The organism is Desulfopila inferna, from assembly GCF_016919005.1.
Classification (GTDB): domain Bacteria; phylum Desulfobacterota; class Desulfobulbia; order Desulfobulbales; family Desulfocapsaceae; genus Desulfopila_A; species Desulfopila_A inferna.
Window position 1 is genome coordinate 124045 of sequence record NZ_JAFFQE010000004.1, and the last position, 21028, is coordinate 145072.

Consider the following 21028-nt stretch of genomic DNA (forward strand, 5'->3'; position numbering starts at 1 on the left):
GAGATTATTGATATTCACTGAAAAGGAGAGACAATGTTGAAAAGAGTATTGACACTGATGACAATCCTGAGCGTTTTTTGCGCTCCGACCGTATTTGCCCGCACCGTGGTCAACGGGATCGATGCAAACTATCCTCCCTTTGCCTATGTTGATAAAAACGGCAATCCCGCTGGATTTGACGTCGATGCAATGAACTGGATCGCTGAGGAAATGGGCTTTGAGGTAGAGCATAAACCCATGGAGTGGTCAACGATAGTCCAGTCCGTTGTCGCTAGAAAAATCGATACGGTCATGTCCGGCATGACCATCACCGACGAGCGCAAGAAGCAGGTCAACTTCTCCATTCCCTACTGGACAGTCGAGAACGTCTTCGTTGTCAGAGAAGACAGCGATCTGACCGCAGAGCAGATCATGGCTTCAAAGGGAAGAGTGGGTTATCAGGCAGGCACCAGCGACGGCAAGTGGCTGGCCGAAGCCAACGAAAAGGAAGGCTGGGGTCTCGAGCTGCGTCAATATGATTCCGCACCGCAGATTGTCACCGAGATAATCAACGGACGCATTATAGCCGGCGGCATGAATATGAGCCCGGCCCAGGATGCCATCGACAAGAAAAAGCCGGTGAAGATCGCCGGTACCTTCGGCATCCGTGAGGATTTCGGCGTGGCCATGCGCTATGAGGAAAAGGAGCTTGAAAAACTTATCAACGACGGCCTGCGGAAATTGATGGCAGATCCCTATTGGGAGGAGCTCAAGGCCAAACATATCAAAGATAAGAAGTAATCTTTGCAGCCGCTGGAGCTGTTTTTTCCGCATGATGCGGGCAGCTCCAGTTTACTCTTTGCCAACCTGGAGAACTCGTGCTCTACCAAAAGGTGCTCGTCATACTGGATGCCTTGCCCTATATCCTGCAGGGTGCCGGAATAACCCTGGTCATCGTCATCGGGGCTCTGTTCCTCGGCCTGGTCATGGGGTTGCCCCTGGCGCTCATCCAGGTATACGGCCACCCGGTGCTGAAGAGAATCATCGGCTTGTATGTCTGGTTTTTCCGGGGGGTTCCCATTCTCATTTTGATGTTTCTTTTTTATTTCGGCATATTCGAGCTTCTTCATCTTAATCTCTCCGCCTTTGCCACCACCGCTCTCGTGCTTGGCATGACCAGTGCGGCATACCAGTCACAGATCTTCCGCGGTTCGATTCAGTCCCTCCCCCAGGGGCAGCTCAAGGCAGCTCTGGCGTTGGGTATGAACCGCAGACAGGCGATTGCCTCGATTATTCTGCCCCAGACCCTGCGCATCTCCATCCCGGCATGGTCGAATGAATATTCGATCATCCTTAAGGATTCAGCGCTGGCATATGTGGTCGGGGCCATGGACATGTTCACCCGCACCCATTTCGTCGCCTCGAGGACATATGAGCACCTCACCCTGTTCGTCTTCGTCGGCTGCATCTATCTTGTCATCACCATCTTTGGGCTGCGGCTCCTGGCTCGACTGGAAAAGAAGCTGCGCATCCCCGGATATACCTCCTGAAAGGCTGCATTATGACGACACCCGCATTATCGGCTCGAAACATCTGCGTCACCCTCGGCGGCAAAAAGATCCTCAGCAACGTCTCCATCACCCTGCCGGCGGGCTCGCTGAAGGTATTGATCGGCCCCTCAGGTGGAGGAAAATCGACATTCCTGCAGACTCTCAATCATCTCATCCCGCATGACAGCGGCAGTATCGAACTGGACGGCAGAACAGTTGATTTCACCAACACAAAAGAACTGTACGCCTATCGTCAGCAGGTCGGCATGATCTTCCAGGATTTCAATCTCTTCGATCACCTTAACGCTCTGGACAATGTAGCAATCGCCCTGCGCAAGGTGAAGGGAATGAAAAAGGCCGCCGCCAATGAGCGTGCCGCCGAAGAACTTGCCAGGGTCGGATTGCAGGATAAAAAGATGCTTTTTCCGGCCGAACTCTCCGGCGGCCAGAAGCAGCGTGTCGCCATCGCCCGGGCGCTGGCCATGGATCCGAAGGTACTGCTCCTGGATGAGCCGACCTCTGCGTTAGATCCGGAGTTGGTTGGGGAGGTTCTTTCAGTCATTCGCGACCTTACCAGGGAAGGACTGACCATGTTGATGGCCACGCATCAAATGGACTTCGCCCAGGCCCTTGCCGATGAAATACTCTTCATGCAGCAGGGCAGCGTCATCGAGCAGGGCAGCCCGGCGGAACTGCTCAGCGCGACAGCCGGCAGCAGGACGCGGGACTTCTGTGCCCGTCTGGACGGCATCGGGGGCAGTTGACCATGGATCCGTTTTATACCCAGGAACTCATCCCGGCCCTGAACAGAGGCCTGGTGATGAGCACAATGCTTATCGTGCCTTCCGTTCTTTTCGGCTTGATCGGCGGTGTCATTGTCGGCACGGTACGGGTTTACGGACCTCCGGCGGCGCAACGGCTGCTCAACGGTTACACCTCGGTCTTCCGCGGGGTGCCGCTGATGGTGCAGCTGTTCATTCTCTATTACGGACTGCCCAACATCGGTATCTACTTCGAGGCCTATACGGCTGCGGTGGTTGGATTTATTCTGTGCAGTTCGGCCTATCATTCCGAATACATCCGCGGTGCCCTGCTCTCGATCAAATCCGGACAGATGCGTGCGGCATCGGCGCTGGGCATGAGCAAAATACAGGCGCTCGTCTGGATCATCATTCCTCAGGCCTTCCGCAACGCCCTGCCCGGCTGCGGCAATGAAATCATCTATCTGATCAAGTACTCCTCGCTGGCCTATATCGTCAGCTGCATCGAACTGACAGGGGAGGCGCGGGCCGTCGCGGCCCAGACCTTCCGCTTCACCGAATCCTTCATGGTCGTGGCCTGCTATTATCTGTTTCTGGTCACGGTAGCTACCTATCTCCTGGAAAAATTCGAAAAACGACTGGCCATTCCCGGATTCGGGATGAAAAGCAGATAAAAATTTCAAAATAAGGCGCCGGCGGGAAATGCCAGATCATCGAGGAACGGCGCCTGGAAAGCATGATCACTCATTCGACCGGTGCAGTTTGCCCCTCTTGTCTGGAAGTGCTGACGTCTTATCTTTATAAAAAGCCTGAACAGAACCTGGATTATAATTGCATATCTGATTACCCCTGATACCCAGATTTTTTCGGCCTTGAGCTGAGGATTAAGGGTATTCAGGATGGCATAAGAGAGCGGACAGATACCCGACTGGTGCGGAGCATGACACCTTCCGGGCCTTTATCACCGGGTGCTGTCTGATTTCTCGGAAAGAGACCAGGAGTTCTGCGGGTCGTAATGGATTTTCCGAAGCTCGGGGAAACCGGAATTACCGTCGGATGTAACCACCATATCAGCAAGCTGCAGTCGCGGCAGGGCGCGACTTTTGATTATCCCATCTTTCTGTCTGATCATGATCTGCAGGGCCGGCTGGACGCTCTCGGCCAAACTGTTTGATTCGCAGATTATCGCAGCTTTCGCGGGAACAAGCCTGCGAAAAGCGGCATAGGCCGAGAGGATAGTGCTATCGTCGCCACGGAGGTAAAAGACACGTGAAGCGCCAGCCCGCAGCATCCTGGATGTATCCTTGCCGGTCTCCCTCCGGGTTTCTTCAAACAGATGGTGCGCAGACTCTTTGCCGTCATGATTTCCATGGTAGATTTCCTCGTCCGGAAAGATGGCGGAGACCTTCAGGGCATAGACAACCCCAGTCCGGGAGATTTTTTCGATCAGCCTGCAGACAAATTCGGTTTTGCCGACATTCCTGCCGGTGCCGCCGACTACAAGAAGATTAGGATCATGAAGCATGGTTTACCGGATAATAAATTCTGACCCCGAAAAGCCGGTAAACCGGCCGGGATAAGTACCTTGGCAGTAAGTATAAGTTGTCGGCTTTAAAGACAGTTTCCGTTTTCATGTTTTTTATACCCCTCGAGGGGGTACTGAACTAAGTGTCAGTTTTTGGGGGTAAGGTACTAAAAGAGTGCACAATTGCTCCTATGAGCATTATCTGTTTTTATCATGCAGCACAACCTATTTTAGAAGATTCACTCTTCCCTGTCACTTTCTTATGTGTAAAAGGGTACACCAGACTATAGGAGATGCCATGAAAACGGCAATAATTTTCCTCGGCCTTGTCCTTTTCTCCCTGGGCCTGGCTAAAACCGGCGCCGGAGCTGAACAGCAGGAAGAACCTGGAGGTTCAGACAGGGAATTCCGCGGCTGGCTGCTGATAACCTCCGATCGGGACTGGAAGGAAAAATGGGATACACCCAGTGAAGTAATCCCGAGATTCGTGGAGGCAAAGAGTGTCCGGCTGGGAGAAAATATCACTATACTGACCTTCTATCTCAATCCCGGGGCAGATGAAGACAATCATATCAGTATCACCTGTGATATCAAGATTATCAGGCCGGATGAGAGGATTTCCTATGAACAGGAGGAGCTCCTGTGCGGTGATGGGGAAATTGTTGGAGATCCGCAGAACATCCGGCTTGCCTATGTAGTGATCGATTTTTCGGCGGAACTGGGGGATCCCTACGGCATCTGGACGGTTGAGGTGCTGCTCAGGGACCACAATGGTTTAGCCGAGGTTTTTCTGCAGGATCACTTCGCGCTGGTCGATCAGTCAACGTTGACCCACATGCGATTGAATCAAGTTCAGCTTGCTGATGTCCACCTGAAATAGCCTTACAGTGAACTCTTATCCAGGCAAATCCCAGAAATGAGGCTGCTGATGAAAATCCCAATTATTGCCGAAACGACTGGTGGAGTAATTTTTCTGCTACTGCTCATTTTTACCGTCAAATATTCAGCGGCCGGAGCGGTGAATGATGCTGAATTGTGGAAGGCTTTGAAATCAGGTGGACATTTTGCTCTTATCCGTCACGCTGTCGCGCCTGGGACAGGAGATCCTCCACGGTTTTCTCTGAATGACTGCCGCACACAGCGCAATCTCTCGCAGAAGGGACGCAGACAGGCAGAGGAAATCGGCAACCGTTTCCGCTATTACGGCATCGATACCGCGCGGGTGTATTCCAGCCAATGGTGCCGCTGTCTGGAAACGGCCGTCCTGCTGGGGCTTGGACCGGTTAAGCAATTGCCCTTACTGAATTCCTTTTTCAGGCAACATGAACAAAGAAATGAGCAGACAGACAAGCTTCGTAATTGGCTTAGACACCAGAAATTCAATGACAAACCAATTGTGCTGGTGACCCATCAGGTCAATATAACCGCTTTTGCAGGCGTCTTTCCACAGTCAGGTGAGATTGTGGTTGTCAGCGTAAGCAATGAGGGCGAGTTTACGATAGCGGGCACTATAATAACTGATTGAGCTGCAGTATCAGGCTGCAGGGGGCTTCTACGACACGGCCGAATCCAATATCCTCTGCATCTTCTCCAGATGTGATCCGTGCCAATAGATCTTTGCGCAGCCCGGGCATTTTTTGAAGGTGAAATAGTATTTCCGGGTCAGGGGTTGGAGCTGATCGAGAATCTCCTCCTTTTTCACATCCTGCAAAACATTGTTGCATTCCAGGCAGCGACTGAAGGGAGTCGGCCGCTCTGCGAAGGTATAGCGGCAGAATACCTCCCTGAGCTGGAGGACATGATCTCCTGATCTGACAAGTTGACCAAAGACGACATCTTTACATTTAAGAAGATCGCGGTTTCTGCTTACCAGAATCCGTTGCTTCCTTGTTGCCGAGATGGCGATTTCCGTCAGTTGCTTGTGGGGAGCTGCAGCGGTGTTCAGACCGGCCATGCGCATGTTGCGGCGCAGCTTGCGGACGGTATCATCTGCCATAAAAGAGATGGAGGAGAAGGGTTGCGGGCGAAGAATGGTGGGCTGCAGAACCGGTGTATCGGAAGAAAAGGGATAGATATGGAACATTTCACCTGCAACACCAATATGGTGAAAGGTGGTCTGCTCTCCATCTTTTTCAATTTTTCCCACCTCGGTATGAGGGATACTCAGGGATTCGATAATGTCCTTTATAGCCGCTCGTCGGTTCAGAGGATAAATATCCTCATTATCCCTGTATTTCTTCGGCAGAAGTTCGGCGAGATTACCATGAAAAATGCATCTGATGCCGAGACTGTTCATATCATCCTCTTGGTTTATCGCTTCTTACACTTATTGTCTCTTTAAGAGGCCACATAAGCCTACGACAGCGGTAATTCACTCTTTTAAATTCTATTCACAATAGAAAATGATACAAGTTTATTCAGCAGCGCATCCCACTGAAGCCCATATGGTCAAAGGAATATTGGAGGCACAGGGAATTGCCTGCATAGTGCAGGGCGAAACTCTGTTCGGCAGTCGAGGGGAACTTCCCATAACTCCTGAAACGGCTCCCACCGTCTGGATAATTGAAGAGGACAGGTATAAAGAGGCGCGCCTCATTGTCTGGCAGTATGAAAAGTCAATAAGAGAACAATCCGCCACTAAGGAAACCTGGACCTGTTTATCCTGCGGGGAGGAGCTGGAAGAACAGTTTACCCATTGTTGGAAATGCGGGATGCCGCGTCATATCCCACCATTGCAAAAATAGTTTCTCCTCTAAGATTCCTAGATTCGCCAGCCTTTCCTCCAGGTGTGGTTTTGTAGTGCCGGACAGGATAGTCCGGCAAGGCAGGAAGAAATACACGGCACACCATGCTGGAAAAGGGATCTCATCTTAATTTCCGCGGCTATCGTGCGACGTGTTCGATGTATTTCTGTTCCGGAACGGCATGATGATTGCATTTTGATAGTATAGGCAGAAGGTAAAATTCATCCCGTCACCTGCCTTCTTCTGAAGAAGAGAGTCCGCTCCAGCATCCGATGGACCCCCTGAGCAGGTGTACCGGAGAGGAGTATAAAACGGAGGACAAATGGAGTATAAAAAAACCGGCCATCAAGAGAAACCCGGAAAAGGCAATAATAGTGCATCCAAAAAGCATGAGCACTCTGAGCACCGCGATCATAAACAGCAGGAGGGTCGTCATGCCGGGCATAGTGTCGCCATGTTCCGCGATAAGTTCTGGATCTGCCTGGCGCTGACGATTCCCGCGCTGATCTGGGAGCCGATGTTGCAGGGGTGGTTTAATTATACGGCACCCAAATTCCCCGGCTCGTCCTATATTCCCGCCATATTTTCTACCATCGTATTCTTCTATGGGGGTTGGGTATTCCTGCAGGGCGCCTATAGGGAGCTATCCGAGCGACAGCCGGGAATGATGACCCTGATTTCACTAGCTATACTGGTTGCCTTCATTTACAGTGCCGCCGTGACCCTCGGCTATGAAGGGAAACAATTATGGTGGGAGCTTGCCACTCTGGTGACGATCATGCTGTTGGGACACTGGATTGAGATGCGCTCGATTTTTCAGGCTCAGGGAGCGCTCAAAGAGCTGGCCAAGCTGCTCCCCGATACGGCCTTGAGACTGAAAGAGGGTGACCAGACAGAAGAGGTGCCCGTCAGTGAGCTTGGGCAGGGAGATCTGCTGCTTATCCGCCCGGGGTCGAACATACCTGCCGACGGCATCATTAAAAGCGGCAAGAGTTCCGTTAATGAATCCATGATCACAGGTGAGTCGAAACCTGTTGAGAAGCATGAAGGGGACAAAGTCATTGCCGGAACAGTCAATGACCAGGGATCGCTAAGAGTCGAAGTTACCGAAACCGGAGACAAAACCGCCCTGGCCGGCATCATGCGTATGGTTGAAGAGGCACAGTCTTCTCGTTCGCAGTCGCAGGGGCTGGCTGACCGGGCCGCTTCTTATCTGACATATGTTGCTATAGGTGCCGGTTTCCTTACGTTGTCCGCCTGGATGATAGCAGGGGCATCGCTGGATTTCTCCATCACCCGTACGGTGACGGTACTGGTAATCGCCTGCCCGCACGCCCTTGGTCTTGCGGTACCGCTGGTCATCGCCATTTCGACCACACTTGGGGCGCGGAATGGTTTGCTGGTTCGTGATCGGAGGGGGTTGGAGGAAGCCCAATATGTGGATACTGTCGTATTTGATAAAACCGGTACCCTGACCCTTGGAGAACACCGGGTTGTCGAGACCGTGGCGCTTGAGGAGTCCGAAAACGGCACCTCGTTGCGGCTGGCGGCGGCGGTGGAGCACGACTCGGAACACCCCATTGCCCGCGCCCTGCAGCACAGTGCCGAGGAGCAGGATCTTGATGTTCCCGGTGCTACCGACTTTCAGGCAATTGCCGGTCATGGTGTAGAGGCCACGGTGGAGGGGCGTCAATTACGTGTCGGTGGTCCGGCATTGTTGCACAAATTCGGAGTAGAGAGCGAATCCCGGCTCAGAGAAGCGGCGGAGCGCTATAGCTCGAACGGACAGGCTGCAGTATATCTGGTAGAGGACACACGGGCGCTGGCGGTATTCGCCATTGCCGATGCGGTCCGCCCAGAGTCCAAAGAGGCGGTTCAGAGCCTTCATGATGCCGATATCGAGGTAGCTATATTGACAGGTGATTCACAAGGTGTGGCGGATGCCGTGGCCAGGGAGCTGAACATCGATACCGTCTTCGCTCAGGTGCTTCCGGAGGATAAAGCCAATAAAATCGAGGAACTGCAAAATCAGGGCAAACGTGTTGCCATGGTTGGAGACGGGGTCAACGATGCCCCGGCACTGGTGAAGGCAGATATAGGCATAGCCATCGGAACAGGTACCGATGTTGCCGTGGAAGCCGGAGACGTGGTGCTGGTCCGCTCGGATCCGCGCGATGTTCCCCGGATCATCAACCTCAGCAAGCTGAGCCACAGGAAGATGGTGCAGAATCTCTGGTGGGCGGCGGGTTATAATATCGTAGCCATTCCATTGGCCGCAGGGGTGCTGGCATGGGCGGGCATCCTGCTGGCTCCGGCCGCCGGTGCGATTCTGATGTCGGCCAGTACTGTAATTGTGGCAATTAACGCCAAACTTTTGCAGAAAGCCCGTCTGTAAGGAAGTCCACGGGACCTGCTTGTAACAGAAAGGGTAACTTTTCAGCCAGAGCCCTTCCGGCTACTTCGATGACTCTTTATGGGATCATCACAGAAAGAAAGCCGGAGCCAATAGCCGTGCGAAATGGATTGCCGCAGAAAACTCTTGTAGACATCCTGCCTGTTATGCTAATTGATGAACTTTGATGGCGTTGTAAAAATGACCGACCGGAGCCTGCTACATACTACTTGTATAGTCACGGTCCTGACAAAACCGCGCTTTGTGCATCGAACTTTTTATCTGCCATCGGAGAGCTTCGTCGCAACTTTTAAAGCACCTTTCTGGCTGCAATATAAAAGCTTCGATAATCGAAACCTGCAGGCGGGGAATCGGATTTTTTACGACGCCGTCTTTTTTTTTTGCATTATGCTGGAGGACTATGCTGAATATAACCAAAGAGGCTGCACAGCAGCTTAAGGAATTCCGGGAGAGGAGGGGGCCTGACTCTTCTGTACGTCTTGGTATTCTTTCTGGAAACAAGAGCGGAGCCTCACTCGGAGTAATTGTCGATGAAAAGACCGACAGCGACAAGACCTTCTCCTTTGATGGCCTTGAGGTGATTATTGATAAAGCTCTGCTGGAGTATTGCGAAAATATCGAAGTTGAGTATGTCTTGCAGGAAGGAGGCGGCTGCGGCGGCGGAGGATTTAAAATTACGCCGAGAAATCCGGTTTAGTACCTTACACATTATTTTCTTGTTTTTTTTGCAGGAAAATAATGTGTCGAAAGGTTCTTATCCAGCTCAGCTGGGTTAAGCAGTTGTGCCTATCTTTTAAATTTGGTGAAAGCTTAACCTTCTCGGCTGCATGTATTTGATATAAAAATGATGCTCATCGTCATCGCAAGTAAGCCGTCAGTCTTTTGCAGGCTATGGAAATTCAAATAGTTTCTTAGTGAAATCTATTAGATAGGCATTTGTTGCGTTTTTGTACTTGGAGGAAACGGTTTGATGTAGTACACTCTTTTAACTATTCAGCATTTTTGAGTATTGGTGTCCCGGCTGCTGCCTGGCAGCTGACGCATGTGAAGAGGGGGATGAAATCGGTGGGACATCGGTTTCATGCATGCAGGACGGAGCGGTATAACTACTATACACAGGGTCCGCTTGGTTCATGAGTGTAGGAAACCGAATGATTACCGGCCTGACCACGTCCACTGCACTGCGGCATATTGAGATTTTTTCAGCGAATCTGGCCTCCACAACCGATTTGAAAATATTGCACGACTATTGTCTCTCCTTTACCAAAAATATTTTCCGACTGGATTACTCAACACTCCTGCTCCTTAACAATGACCGCGAAAACCTGACGATTGCTGCCACCAAAGGATTTCCCGCACAAGTGATGAATTCCTTTGTTCTCGAAAAAGGGCAGGGGGTTACCGGGCTGGCATTGAAAACCTGCCGGATTGAGTCGGTGACGGATTTTCATCTGGAGAACCGCTTTGAAACTCCTCCCCTGGTAGAAGAATATAATATCCGCTCGGCCATAGCTGTTCCGATGATGCTTTCCAATCAGGTTTTCGGTGTTCTGGTCGGTCATATCCGGGAAAGGCGCATTTTCACGGAAGAAGAAAAGCTGGTGTATCAGGCGCTGGCCAATCAGGCGGCTGTGGCATTTAACAATGCCATGCTGATAACCTCTCTCTACAGCTCCGAACAGAAAAGAGAGGCAAAGATCAGGGAACTTCTGCTCGAAAAGGAAAAAACCCGCAAACTCACCGACGAATTCGAGTCAATCTTCACCACAATCACAACCGGTGTAATGCTTCTGAAAAAGGAACGTCATCTGGTCAGGTGTAATGAGAAGCTCGCCGAAATCTTCGGATATGACTCTGCCCGGCATCTTGAAAACGTCAGTGTGCGGAAGCTTCATCTATCCGATGAGAAGTATCATGAGTTCGGCCAGAGATGCTATGACAATCTGGTTGCCGGAAAGATTATACAGATAGAATATACCATGAGAAAGAAAGACGGCAGTCCTTTTCTCTGTGGGCTTTCAGGAAGGGCGGTCGATCAGTCGTCTCCCCCCGATGTGCAGAAAGGTTTTGTCTGGCAGATCGATGACATCACCAGAAGAAGAGAAATGGAGGAGGAAATCCTGCAGGCCAGAAAACTCGAATCAATAGGTATTCTTGCCGGCGGTATAGGCCACGACTATAACAATATTCTTTCTGCCATTCTGGGAAATCTGGGGATCTCCCAGCGTATTCTCGACCCGCAGCATAAAGTGCAGGAATTTCTGAGTTCGGCTATGGAGGCAGCCAACAGGGCCAAAGATCTAACCGCCAAACTGTTACTCTTCACCCGGCGGGATAGCCCTGCACTGGGAAGCGTCAGATTGCAGGACCTCTTTAAGGAACTCCGTTTTGAAAAATTGTTCAGAAATGAAGTTGACCTTATGGTCGATTTTCAGCATGGGCTTTTTCCCATAAAAGTGATGCCGGATCACCTCAAGGTAATTTTGCAGAATTTGCTTCTTAATGCTGAAAGTTGTACGCCTGAGGGAGGAAAAATCACTGTAACCGGCCATAATGTCGAGGTGGTTGATGAGGATATACCAGGCTTATCCCGTGGTAAATATGTTGAAATAGTTGTTGCCGATACCGGTGGCGGCATTGACGAGGCTATACTCGAGAAGATTTTCGATCCATATTTTACCACGAAAAACAGAGACAGCAGCAAGGGTATCGGCTTGGGGCTGGCTATCGTACACTCCATTGTCAGAAAAAATCAAGGCAGCATAAGTGTCAGATCGGAAAAAAGAAGCGGAACTGTTTTTACCGTTTTGCTTCCTGCCGCTATCAGCAATATTCAGCCGTTCAACAGGTAGCCATAATTTTCTTCCCGGCCTAATCTCTCTTTACCTTGATAAACTTTCTCAAGAGTGACAAATGGTTGAGATCAGTGGGTGCTGTCTTCCCAGAAAGCCGGGATGATCATGTTGAGAAAGTAGAAGATGACAAACGGTGTCCCTAAGACGAGCAGACTGCCGGCGACACCCTCTTTGAAAGTCTCCATGTCGTGAGGGACAATCGGCAGGTGGTAGCTCATGAAGCCTGCGAAGGTAAGCGAGAAAGCCTGGCCGCCGATGACAACGTTCCAGCGCATCATAAACACCCCGAACAGGACCAGCAGGCAGGCAACACAGGCGCGTCGGGTGGTCAGGCCCGGTACAAGCAGCATCAGGAAGGGGAGAAAATTGCCGATGCCGTACTGCAGCACGAAGATTTTTACGTAATCGTGCTCATAGATGACATCGCGCAGGATGTCCCACGATTTAACCGCCGTGTATCCGCGAAAAATAATATCGAGGAGTTCGAGGGTAATGGCCAGGGTCATGAAGATCAACAGGTACCTGACGGTTATCCTGATTTCGTCGTCCTGGACGTTACGCAGGGGCATGACCCGAAGATCCGGGCTGCCCATCAGCCAGTCCGGCAGCAGGAATTTTTTATTGCGGACCGCAGCCCACTGACGGATGTTCATAAAAAAAGCATAAGTTATGAGACAGAGGGCAATGCCCGAGACGATGGCCGAACAGATGAAGATAACCGGCATTAAAGGGGTCATCCACAAGGCATTGGCCTTGACCGAACCGAAAATAAATCCGGCATAGCCGTGCAGGAAACAGGCAACGGGGATACCGAGTCCCGCCAGGAATCTGATGGCCTGGTGATCAGTGTGCAGCGCCTTTTCGTCGAGATCACGGGCACCGAGGGAGAGAACCCGGTAAATCATCAACAGCAGGGCATCCTTGCCGTCGCGGTCGCTCTTTCTCTCCAGACGCTGTATCGATTCAACGATGAATTTGCGGTAGACAAACCAGATTTCCGCCCCGACGATACAGGAATAAATGGTAAAGACGATACCGAAGGCTGAAATCGCCGAGGTAAAGTGGGGCGTCAGCATTACATAGATACCGCGTTGCGGTTGCTGCAGATGGAGCAGCAGCGGCAGCAGCGCCCCGGGCAGAAGAGCGAAGGAGAAGACCAGGGCAAAGCGGGCAATATCTTTAAGTTTCTCCACCCCGAAGACATGATATAGAGAGGAAAGGACAAAGGCTCCGGCTATCAGACCGGTCATGTAGGGGTAAAGGACGATCTGAATCGACCAGTAGATGTATTCGTTGGGCAGGACAAATAGATCTTTTACCGTCCAGGCCTCTCCGTGAACGGACAATTCGGCCAGATGCTCAATCATGGCTAGCGCACCTCCTTGGAAAGATCGATGTAGAAGGCATGTGGCTTGGTGCCGTACTCGTCACGCAGCACGCCGACCCGCCGCTTGAGAATGGACTCGGCGACAGGATCGTGCGGATCCTTTAGATTGCCGATCAGACGGGCCTCGAAGGGACAGGCCTGAACGCAGGCAGGTTCCATATCCTTGGTGATGCGGTGGTAGCAAAAGTTGCATTTTTCGGCGACCTTCAGCTTCGGATTAAAGAACCGGACACCGTAAGGGCAGGCCATGATGCAGTAACCGCAACCGATGCACCAGGTGCGGTCAACCAGCACGACGCCGTCGGCGGCCTGGTAGGTGGCGCCCACCGGACAGACCTGGACGCAGGGTGGGTTTTCGCACTGGTTGCACAGCTTCGGGACGAAAAAAGCTTTGGCGATTTCCTCGTTGGGTACCTGCAGGATGCCTGATTTATTCTGATCGATCCCGTTAGTGGTAAAGCCGTGGAGGGCACCCTTGGGTGAGTCCATTACCACTTCTCCATTCTTTCTGATCACGTAGCGCTCAACCCAGGTGCGGGTGACGTCGGCATCGAGTGGGATATCGTTTTCGATCTTGCAGGCCTTGACGCAAAAGCCGCAGCCGACACATTTACGGGTGTCCACCAGGAAGGCCCAACGCACAGCCGGACGTGAGGCGAGCAACTCTTGCGGATCGAGCCATTCCAGGGCCGAGAGGGAAATGCCGGCCCCGGCGATGAAGACAAGGGATTCTTTCAGGAAATCACGTCTTTTCATGACTACATCCCCTCCAGGTCCGGATTGTGTGGATTATGGCATTCGCTGCACTCCATCTCCGCGTTATGCGCGTCGGGGTCGATGCCGGGGATACCACTGCGCTCGCTGGAAGGGGTAAAGAGTAAGGCGTGACACCTGATACAAAGATCGCGGCTGCGATCGATGATCAGTTTTTCAGGTTGTTCCGGGTGGCTGAGCGCCGCGCCATGACAATTTTGACAGGGAATGATCTTGTGCCGGGCACTTTCTATCGACGCAAACTGCTCTTCATGACAATCACTACAGGAAAAATCGGGCGATAATGGTTGGTATTTGAGCGGAAAATTCTGCCATTCCTGTTCGTTGCTCAGCCGGTAATAACCATACATATATCCACGTTGGTGGGTGCCGAAATCTTCCGGAACCAGGAACAGCCTCGTTACAAGAAAAACCGCAACGAGTCCGATAACAACAAAAAGCGGTCGCCAAACATGGCTTTTCATGCGCAACGCCCCCTTGCAGAGTTTTGTGCCGTTGCTTTATTTAAAGCAATATTTTTCGGCATTGTCAAATTATCAACCGACTTCACCTCGCTGGTTGTTCATGTCAGACTCCACCCGGACTTTCCGCCGAGACTCCCGGGCCGCCGTATGCACCCGTTCATGCAAAACACGTCCCTCCGCGGTAAAAATGTTTGGCGTCGACTGCTGCTCGACATGGATCAATGCACACTGCCTCGGACAGAAGAGAAAATGCTGCAGGGCGGATATCATAAACAGATCGTCTTCACTGTACATTGCATATCTCAACCGGGCAAGGCGCTGCTGGTTGGCTGTGAATCCTCTGGCGAGATGTCCCTTGAGTACCCTGGCGGCCCAGACGGGGAATAGGGTGTCGCGCTTTTATTTTACGCGATAACCTATGGAGGTGATGACATCGTTGAAGAAGGCCACAGGCTTATTGGAATTTGTGATATGCATTTTTTGTATATTGCTTTTCCTCTCCGGTTCTCCTTCTTCGAAAACATTATTTACATGTCTCGATATGACAGGTTGATCACGGTCGAATTATCGGACATTATAAAAAGAGTAATGCTGAAGTGTGGTTTTGACGGAGGAATTGTAGAAGAGGATTGAAAGGTAAGGATTTGCATATAGACTGCTCAACTCGGTTTTGCAATCAACCGATCAGGGGGAGAGAAGATGCGGCGAGAAAAGCATCGAGAAGGGAGAATTCCCTCTCCCCCCGATCAGTCGAAGGTTGGTGACATGTATTTGTTCTATTTTGTCATGTTCCCTGCATTTTTTTTCTTGTTTTTCGAGCTCTGCATAATGGCGGTAATAAGGCCGGCATCAATGCCCGGATGATCATCGATGCTTTGGATTTCAAGAGATTTCTCCCTGGCGTCGGCAAATGCCGCCCTGCCGAGAGCTGATCTGACTACAACTGCAGTCCAACCGTGATCCGCCCCCAGACCGCCAAAGCTGAGATCCGCATATTCTGCTGAAAAATCATCACAGAAGCGACAGGCATCTCTTCTTGCAAAATCAAGATCCTGAAGAGGTATAGTTATCTGGCGGCCATCCTTCAGGTTGAGCATGAAGTCTTCCTTGATATTGATCTTTTCGACATCGGCCATGGTGCAGCCCGCCATCTCTTCCAGAGTGTGTGTCTTGTCGTCGTCAAGATCAAAATTTGAAGTGCAGAAGAGGCCGAAATAGAATTTGATGGCATTGGAAGGCACCAGCTTCAGGGCCTGCATTTTTCGCACCGACTTGATCTGGCATGGGGTACCGACAAAAGCAATCTTCCTCAAACCCTGGCTCATCAGGGAGCCAAGTGCCTGTGCCGATGGTGAATAGGTTGAATATTTCTCTCCCAGCTGGAGGACTCCCTGCATGGCATCAAAATGCGAACCGGCTGCGGCGATGATGTCGTCGCGGCTTGTGGCCAGCCAGGGCTGACGGCCTTCATGGGTCTGTTTGGAAACGATGGCACCGTCGATGCGTCCTGAGTCGAAAAGGTGGAGGAGCAGAGAGGTAACCGCACCGCCATCGGTTGCCCTGTCCCTGATGTTTTTATCAGTTGCTCTTGCTACGGACACCTGCAGGATCCTCCCCATGGGGGCGCTCCATCCGACATTGCGGTTGACCTGCTCATCCAATTCACCAACAGCCGGGCAGATAAGATAGCAGAGGCCGCAATCGATGCATTTTTCCACACTTCGATATCGCGGAACATGATCCTCTTCCATCTTCAGGGCTCCGTAGTTAATTGCGGTGCAGAATGTTACACAGCCGCCGCATCCATGGCAAAGTCCCCTGGCAATGACTTCCTGCTTCAGATCAAAAAAAGTTTTCAAAATGACCTCCCTCACTATTTTTTGCCATGTCCGCATCCGGCATGGCCGATTATTAGTGCCTTATCCCTGAAAAACTGCCACTCAGTTCAGTACCCCCTTGAGGGGTGCAAAAAAAACAAGAAAACGAAAAATATATTAAAGTCCGTGAATCTGCCTCTATAGCAAGGCACTGATACCCCTTAGTGGTATTGTAAGGACTCCAGCTTCCGCTGGGTGGAAGTTAGCTTAATATATCGGAATAATATTCGGTTATTAAATCAAATACTTCTGCAATTGCCGTGTTCACAGGGGCTGAGCATTCCCGGGTAAATTCAAAGTAATCTTCCGCCTCGATAAGTATGATCTGCAAACGACCCGGCATCTGCTCCGGAAAAAGTTCATATCCGACTTTCAGTGTTGAGCCGAGTGTGACCGCATGGGAAGAAACCAGCTTGTGATCTGCAAAGATATCTTCCACGCTTACCTGGGTTATGGTGCCGGGAGGCTTGCCGATTTTGGCGGCATCGATGACGATGACATCGTCGTAGCCCATGACCTTATCGTTTACTTCGAAACCGACCCCGTAGATAATTTCGGTATCCACATCGAGGTCAGAGGCTTCAATACGTTCCGCCACTTCGATGCCTGCACGATCATCTTTCAACATCGGGTTGCCGATACCACAGACAAGAAATTTTTTTTTCATAGTCGCTATACTTTCCCCGGACCGGAATCGGGATATTCAGGTCCGGGGCAGGGTGCTAAAAGTTTTTGAGAGATCTGCTCAGCTCTTTATTGCTGTCATAGATTTTGATCTCGATTGGTGAAGAGCCGGGCTTTACCGCATGGGTGGCGCAGCCCAGGCAGAGATCATAAGGGCGGTATGCCATTTCTACATGGTTGAGGATGCCCTCATCGACATTGCCATCCTTGATGAAATGTTTTGCCGCCTTGCGCACTGCCAGATTTATCGGGCCCTTGTTGTGGGTGGTGGCCACTACGATATTGGCATCGGTGACGATTCCGTTTTCATCGGTATTGTAATGATGAATAAGCGTACCACGCGGCGCCTCGATGATACCGACTCCTTCACCGGTGACTTCTCCCAAAGGTGCCCGGGCGTCGTCACTGGTAATTTCCGGATCACGGGCAAGCTCCAGTATCCTCTCGGAGCAGTGCAGCATCTCAATTGCCCGCGCCCAGTGATATCCCATGATGTTATGGACCGGTTTGCCGCCGAAGGTCGTAAAGAATTTTTGAAACTCTTCATTGGCCAGAGGTGTACTCAGGCCATTAGCTACATTGAATCTGGCCAGAGGACCGACACTGTAGAGGCTGGTACCTTCCCCGTCGACGATGCCTTTCCAGCCGATTTTTTTCTGGTAGGGCATTTTTAGATAGGTCCAGGGCAACACCCGTTCTGAAATGTGATCGATGTACTCCATTCCTTTAAAAGAATAGAGCTCATTACCGTTGACGTCGACAACCTTCTGGGTGCCGTCATAAAGAGCCATGTGGCCGTTTTCGTCCACGGAGCCCATGTAGTTGACGGGAACCTTGTACATATCCCCGGTGACCAGTTCCATATACCCGGGATTGCTGAGCACCACATCGCTGAAAATCTGGAGGGTCAGCTTGGAAAGATCAACCAGCTCATGAGCCCATCCCTCGATCTGTTCCCTTTCCACTTCGTTGAGGGTCTTAGACCAGCCACCGGGGATAGCCGATACCGGATGATTCGGTTTGCCGCCCAGCATTTCAAAGATTTTCACGGCATAGCCACGTTTCTGCAGCACCTTGCGGCCGAGTTCGGCGCCCACCGCATTTATCAGACCTACCACATTTCTCTCTGCAGCAGGAGCCCCCGGCCCGACAACAAAATCGGGAAAACCCAGGGCATATAGGACTACAGCATGATCTTCAACATAATGGGCATTAAAAAATAGCTCGCGCAGTTTTCTGGCGACTGCTGTCGGCTGAACTCCGTAGACCTGGTCAGAGGCTTTCATGGCCGCGGTAAAATGGACACCGCGGCAGACCCCGCAGATGGTGGAAACTGTGCGGGGCACTTCTTCGATCGGTAATCCCACAAGGAATTTTTCGAAGCCGCGGAACTCAACAACCTGAAAGAACGCTTCATCGACATTACCTGCATCGTCGAGAAATATTGCTATTTTTCCATGACCTTCCAGACGAGTCATTGGATTGATTTCTATCTTTTTCACGGTATTACTCCTTAGTGTCTTGTATCACTCTACATTTTTCTCGGCAGAATTCCTGACGGAAGAGCATATCTATAGAAAAACTTGGCCAGGTTGGGATACTTCTCCATCAGCTGGCTGGTGGCATTTTCGTCTTTGAGCAATGAGCCGATTGTGGAGAGCGCCTGAGCGCCATAGTCTTCCGCACCGGGGATGGGGCCGCCACAGCCACGGCAGGGAACGTTGACGTTAAGACAGGAACCGCCGCAATCTCCCTGGGTAATGGGGCCGAAACAGATGTAGCCCTGCTGCAGCAGGCAGATGTCTTTGTCGGGAACACCGTCCACGGTTCTCAGAACTTTGTCAACCATGATACGGGCACCGTTTTCCATGCTCGAGGGATTGCGATCGCAGATATCGCAGACCGCTTTGCCGTTTGTTATCCAGGATCCTTTGGGGGGCAACTGTCCGGCGACAATGGCATTGATGGCTACGCCGACATGTGAGGGATGTGGAGGACAGCCGCCTATGTAGTAGTCTACCTCGACAATTTGGTTGAGGGTCCGGACCTTATCTTCATACACCGGTAAGGTCAGATTGTATTTGCCGTCCACCAGACATTCCGCCTGGGGATAAATCCCATCCGGATTGTCAGTTGTCGGCGTATTGTTGAAGGCCTTGGCAAAAAGTTCTTCCTTGGTGTGCAGGCTGCCCATGCCGGCAGTACCGCCAAGGGCGGCACAGACGCCGAAGGCAATCAGAGTCTTGGCCTTTTTTCTCATGATCTTCGCCATATGGATATGTTCATCGAGGCGAATCATGCCGTCGATAAAGGCAACATCAATGGCATTATCTTCCATCTTTGCCAAATCGTCATATTTGACGTCGGCCACCGTCGGGGCCCAGAAAGCTATTTCTACATGCTCCAGAGCATCCACCAGCTTTTCGGAAAGATCGACTACGGCCATCTCGCAGCCCGCGCATCCTCCGAGAAGCAAAAATCCGGTTTTAATTTTCTCAGCCATTGTTTTCCACCTCCAGGATCTTGTTGGGGCCGAGTTCCTTCAACTCCTCGGTGAACTCGGTGATGACATCGGCAAATTTCTTGCCTTCGGCGCCGGAAATCCATTCCCGCCTGAATCTTCGCGAATCGAAACCGAATTCCTCGATCAGTTGTTTAAGCATATCCATCCGGTTTTTGGTTTTATGATTGCCGTCTTTGTAGTGACAGTCACCGAAGTGGCAGCCGCCGACAAGTACACCGTCGGCCCCTTGTGCAAAGGCTTGAAGCACATATTCTGGTTTGACTCTGCCCGAGCAGGGCACCTTGATCAGCTTGACTGTCGGTGGATATTTACAACGGAGATTGCCGGCAAGGTCTGCACCGGCATAGGTGCACCACTGGCAGGCAAATCCGATTATATTGGGTATAAATTCCATTATCATTCTCCTAGTTTGTGTTTGTCCATAAATGGCGCTTTTTGCTCTAATTCGTCGTTGCTCTCAAAATTTAATCCTCGGAATATTAAGTATATGCCTCCGGTTAAATTGATCGAGCGTCTGGATTTAAAACAGGTAAGCGCAGACTCCGAAATTGCTCATTCCTGGACAAACACTAGTTAATCAGGCGGGCCTCGCTCTGAATCTTTTGTATTATCCGGTCACGTGGAGTTTCGCTGATTGCCGCAACGTTTTTCGGCTCGAAACCCATACATAATGCGAGCAGCTGAGTGTAGTAGAAAACCGGGATTTCAAAATCGATCTCACCTTTATCCCGCAGAATCTTCTGTGCTCCGTCAAACTGGAGGAAGCAGGACGAGCAGGTGGTGACCACCATGTCGGGATTGATCTCCTCCTTCATGTTGATCAGCTTGGTTTTGAGCAGGCCTATGGATTTGTCCTGATCCGTGGAACGCATGGCACCCATACCGCAGCAGCTGTTGAGGGTGGTGTAATGAGGAACCTCGGCGTCGAGTATCTCGCATAATTCCTTGAGAATTGTGGGGAAGAACGAATTTTTCTCCTTGATCAGCATGGCCTCGGTGGGCCAGAGAATGTGACACCCCGGCTGAACTGCGATTTTCAGCTCTTTGAGGGTGTATTTCAGACTCGCTTTGATTTTCTCCAGACCGATTTTGTTATGCAATACATGGGAAACATGATAGATATCGGAAGTACCCTTAAAACGGCGATCTATCAATGCCATGTTTTCATTGAGCTTTTTCCGTTTTGCAGCATCATGTTCAATCATGTGTTTGGCTTCGCTCATCACCCCAAAACAGGAGTTGCAGCCGGTCATGATGTCGACTTGCTTCTCTTCGGCAATGTTGATATTGCGTCCTGAAACAGCGAGCCAGGTATTGAGGTCGAAGGATGGGGCCGTACCCCAGGCGGGGCAGCATGTGGCTCCTTCCATATCGATGACTTCGACACCAAGTCTGGGAAAGACCTTGTAAAAAGATTGTTCTATATCCGGTGCCTTGAAAGGTATATTGCACCCTAAATACATACCGCATTTTTCCATTGTTATCTCCTTG

Annotated in this window: 22 protein-coding genes; 10 read left to right on the plus strand and 12 right to left on the minus strand. The window is 51.1% G+C overall.

Annotation, left to right across the window (positions count from 1 at the left end; translation table 11 throughout):
• Positions 1-33: 33 nt before the first annotated feature.
• From JWG88_RS11485 to JWG88_RS11500, 4 genes are all read left to right on the plus strand, one after another.
• Positions 34-780, plus strand: coding sequence for an ABC transporter substrate-binding protein (locus JWG88_RS11485; protein ID WP_205233899.1), 747 nt, complete (start codon positions 34-36; stop codon positions 778-780).
• A 77-nt stretch (positions 781-857) separates the two neighbouring features.
• Positions 858-1529 carry an ABC transporter permease subunit gene (locus JWG88_RS11490; RefSeq protein WP_205233900.1) on the plus strand — a complete coding sequence of 224 codons (672 nt, stop codon included), beginning with the start codon at positions 858-860 and terminating at the stop codon, positions 1527-1529.
• A gap of 11 nt (positions 1530-1540) precedes the next feature.
• The gene (locus JWG88_RS11495; RefSeq protein WP_205233901.1) at positions 1541-2293 is read left to right on the plus strand and encodes an amino acid ABC transporter ATP-binding protein; all 753 of its coding nucleotides are present in this window, start codon (positions 1541-1543) and stop codon (positions 2291-2293) included.
• Between the two features lie 2 nt (positions 2294-2295).
• Positions 2296-2964, plus strand: a complete 669-nt coding sequence (locus tag JWG88_RS11500) for an amino acid ABC transporter permease (RefSeq protein WP_205233902.1) — start codon at positions 2296-2298, stop codon at positions 2962-2964.
• 287 nt (positions 2965-3251) lie between these two features.
• Here JWG88_RS11500 and JWG88_RS11505 read toward each other — a convergent pair whose 3' ends face one another.
• On the minus strand, positions 3252-3815 hold the full coding sequence (locus JWG88_RS11505; protein ID WP_205233903.1) for a P-loop NTPase family protein: 564 nt from the start codon (positions 3813-3815) through the stop codon (positions 3252-3254).
• A gap of 298 nt (positions 3816-4113) precedes the next feature.
• Here JWG88_RS11505 and JWG88_RS11510 point away from each other — a divergent pair, with 298 nt between their 5' ends.
• The gene (locus JWG88_RS11510) at positions 4114-4695 is read left to right on the plus strand and encodes a hypothetical protein (RefSeq protein WP_205233904.1); all 582 of its coding nucleotides are present in this window, start codon (positions 4114-4116) and stop codon (positions 4693-4695) included.
• Positions 4696-4743: 48 nt separating this feature from the next.
• Positions 4744-5340, plus strand: coding sequence for a histidine phosphatase family protein (locus tag JWG88_RS11515; protein WP_205233905.1), 597 nt, complete (start codon positions 4744-4746; stop codon positions 5338-5340).
• Between the two features lie 27 nt (positions 5341-5367).
• On the opposite strand, the gene JWG88_RS11520 is transcribed toward JWG88_RS11515, so the two are convergent.
• Entirely contained in the window at positions 5368-6111 is a 744-nt protein-coding gene (locus tag JWG88_RS11520; RefSeq protein ID WP_205233906.1) for a Mut7-C RNAse domain-containing protein, read from the minus strand.
• A gap of 106 nt (positions 6112-6217) precedes the next feature.
• On the opposite strand from JWG88_RS11520, the gene JWG88_RS11525 reads away from it, so the two are divergent.
• From JWG88_RS11525 to JWG88_RS11540, 4 genes are all read left to right on the plus strand, one after another.
• Positions 6218-6559, plus strand: coding sequence for a putative signal transducing protein (locus JWG88_RS11525; protein ID WP_205233908.1), 342 nt, complete (start codon positions 6218-6220; stop codon positions 6557-6559).
• Positions 6560-6881: 322 nt separating this feature from the next.
• On the plus strand, positions 6882-8954 hold the full coding sequence (locus JWG88_RS11530; RefSeq protein WP_205233909.1) for a heavy metal translocating P-type ATPase: 2073 nt from the start codon (positions 6882-6884) through the stop codon (positions 8952-8954).
• A gap of 418 nt (positions 8955-9372) precedes the next feature.
• Entirely contained in the window at positions 9373-9669 is a 297-nt protein-coding gene (locus tag JWG88_RS11535; RefSeq protein ID WP_205233910.1) for an iron-sulfur cluster biosynthesis family protein, read from the plus strand.
• Positions 9670-10123: 454 nt separating this feature from the next.
• The gene (locus JWG88_RS11540; RefSeq protein WP_205233911.1) at positions 10124-11824 is read left to right on the plus strand and encodes an ATP-binding protein; all 1701 of its coding nucleotides are present in this window, start codon (positions 10124-10126) and stop codon (positions 11822-11824) included.
• A gap of 71 nt (positions 11825-11895) precedes the next feature.
• On the opposite strand, the gene nrfD is transcribed toward JWG88_RS11540, so the two are convergent.
• From nrfD to JWG88_RS11590, 10 genes are all read right to left on the minus strand, one after another.
• Positions 11896-13194: an NrfD/PsrC family molybdoenzyme membrane anchor subunit gene (gene nrfD / locus JWG88_RS11545; protein WP_205233912.1), complete on the minus strand. Its 1299-nt coding sequence runs from the start codon at positions 13192-13194 to the stop codon at positions 11896-11898.
• 2 nt (positions 13195-13196) lie between these two features.
• Positions 13197-13970: a 4Fe-4S dicluster domain-containing protein gene (locus JWG88_RS21935; RefSeq protein WP_306793097.1), complete on the minus strand. Its 774-nt coding sequence runs from the start codon at positions 13968-13970 to the stop codon at positions 13197-13199.
• Between the two features lie 2 nt (positions 13971-13972).
• Positions 13973-14452 carry a hypothetical protein gene (locus tag JWG88_RS11555; protein WP_205233913.1) on the minus strand — a complete coding sequence of 160 codons (480 nt, stop codon included), beginning with the start codon at positions 14450-14452 and terminating at the stop codon, positions 13973-13975.
• A gap of 72 nt (positions 14453-14524) precedes the next feature.
• A complete protein-coding gene (locus tag JWG88_RS11560; protein WP_205233914.1) occupies positions 14525-14746 on the minus strand; it encodes a CRISPR-associated protein Cas4 in 222 nt (73 codons plus the stop codon).
• Positions 14747-15228: 482 nt separating this feature from the next.
• Positions 15229-16311: a Coenzyme F420 hydrogenase/dehydrogenase, beta subunit C-terminal domain gene (locus JWG88_RS11565; RefSeq protein ID WP_205233915.1), complete on the minus strand. Its 1083-nt coding sequence runs from the start codon at positions 16309-16311 to the stop codon at positions 15229-15231.
• 220 nt (positions 16312-16531) lie between these two features.
• Positions 16532-16996, minus strand: a complete 465-nt coding sequence (locus tag JWG88_RS11570) for a hydrogenase maturation protease (RefSeq protein ID WP_205233916.1) — start codon at positions 16994-16996, stop codon at positions 16532-16534.
• 55 nt (positions 16997-17051) lie between these two features.
• Entirely contained in the window at positions 17052-18515 is a 1464-nt protein-coding gene (locus JWG88_RS11575) for a Ni/Fe hydrogenase subunit alpha (RefSeq protein WP_205233917.1), read from the minus strand.
• A 29-nt stretch (positions 18516-18544) separates the two neighbouring features.
• Positions 18545-19516 carry an NADH-quinone oxidoreductase subunit B family protein gene (locus JWG88_RS11580; RefSeq protein WP_205233918.1) on the minus strand — a complete coding sequence of 324 codons (972 nt, stop codon included), beginning with the start codon at positions 19514-19516 and terminating at the stop codon, positions 18545-18547.
• Positions 19509-19931, minus strand: a complete 423-nt coding sequence (locus JWG88_RS11585) for a hydrogenase iron-sulfur subunit (protein ID WP_205233919.1) — start codon at positions 19929-19931, stop codon at positions 19509-19511. Before JWG88_RS11585 ends, JWG88_RS11580 begins: the two co-directional genes overlap by 8 nt.
• A 175-nt stretch (positions 19932-20106) precedes the next feature.
• Positions 20107-21015: a CoB--CoM heterodisulfide reductase iron-sulfur subunit B family protein gene (locus tag JWG88_RS11590; protein ID WP_205233920.1), complete on the minus strand. Its 909-nt coding sequence runs from the start codon at positions 21013-21015 to the stop codon at positions 20107-20109.
• Positions 21016-21028 lie beyond the last annotated feature (13 nt).

Excerpts from the sequence above, each read along its gene's own strand:
- JWG88_RS11485 (WP_205233899.1), top strand. The coding sequence starts at position 34 with ATGTTGAAAAGAGTATTGACACTGATGACAATCCTGAGCGTTTTTTGC.
- JWG88_RS11495 (WP_205233901.1), top strand. The coding sequence starts at position 1,541 with ATGACGACACCCGCATTATCGGCTCGAAACATCTGCGTCACCCTCGGC.
- JWG88_RS11500 (WP_205233902.1), top strand. The coding sequence starts at position 2,296 with ATGGATCCGTTTTATACCCAGGAACTCATCCCGGCCCTGAACAGAGGC.
- JWG88_RS11505 (WP_205233903.1), bottom strand. The coding sequence starts at position 3,815 with ATGCTTCATGATCCTAATCTTCTTGTAGTCGGCGGCACCGGCAGGAAT.
- JWG88_RS11510 (WP_205233904.1), top strand. The coding sequence starts at position 4,114 with ATGAAAACGGCAATAATTTTCCTCGGCCTTGTCCTTTTCTCCCTGGGC.
- JWG88_RS11515 (WP_205233905.1), top strand. The coding sequence starts at position 4,744 with ATGAAAATCCCAATTATTGCCGAAACGACTGGTGGAGTAATTTTTCTG.
- JWG88_RS11520 (WP_205233906.1), bottom strand. The coding sequence starts at position 6,111 with ATGAACAGTCTCGGCATCAGATGCATTTTTCATGGTAATCTCGCCGAA.
- JWG88_RS11525 (WP_205233908.1), top strand. The coding sequence starts at position 6,218 with ATGATACAAGTTTATTCAGCAGCGCATCCCACTGAAGCCCATATGGTC.
- JWG88_RS11530 (WP_205233909.1), top strand. The coding sequence starts at position 6,882 with ATGGAGTATAAAAAAACCGGCCATCAAGAGAAACCCGGAAAAGGCAAT.
- JWG88_RS11535 (WP_205233910.1), top strand. The coding sequence starts at position 9,373 with ATGCTGAATATAACCAAAGAGGCTGCACAGCAGCTTAAGGAATTCCGG.
- JWG88_RS11540 (WP_205233911.1), top strand. The coding sequence starts at position 10,124 with ATGATTACCGGCCTGACCACGTCCACTGCACTGCGGCATATTGAGATT.
- nrfD (WP_205233912.1), bottom strand. The coding sequence starts at position 13,194 with ATGATTGAGCATCTGGCCGAATTGTCCGTTCACGGAGAGGCCTGGACG.
- JWG88_RS21935 (WP_306793097.1), bottom strand. The coding sequence starts at position 13,970 with ATGAAAAGACGTGATTTCCTGAAAGAATCCCTTGTCTTCATCGCCGGG.
- JWG88_RS11555 (WP_205233913.1), bottom strand. The coding sequence starts at position 14,452 with ATGAAAAGCCATGTTTGGCGACCGCTTTTTGTTGTTATCGGACTCGTT.
- JWG88_RS11560 (WP_205233914.1), bottom strand. The coding sequence starts at position 14,746 with ATGTACAGTGAAGACGATCTGTTTATGATATCCGCCCTGCAGCATTTT.
- JWG88_RS11570 (WP_205233916.1), bottom strand. The coding sequence starts at position 16,996 with ATGAAAAAAAAATTTCTTGTCTGTGGTATCGGCAACCCGATGTTGAAA.
- JWG88_RS11580 (WP_205233918.1), bottom strand. The coding sequence starts at position 19,516 with ATGGCTGAGAAAATTAAAACCGGATTTTTGCTTCTCGGAGGATGCGCG.
- JWG88_RS11585 (WP_205233919.1), bottom strand. The coding sequence starts at position 19,931 with ATGGAATTTATACCCAATATAATCGGATTTGCCTGCCAGTGGTGCACC.
- JWG88_RS11590 (WP_205233920.1), bottom strand. The coding sequence starts at position 21,015 with ATGGAAAAATGCGGTATGTATTTAGGGTGCAATATACCTTTCAAGGCA.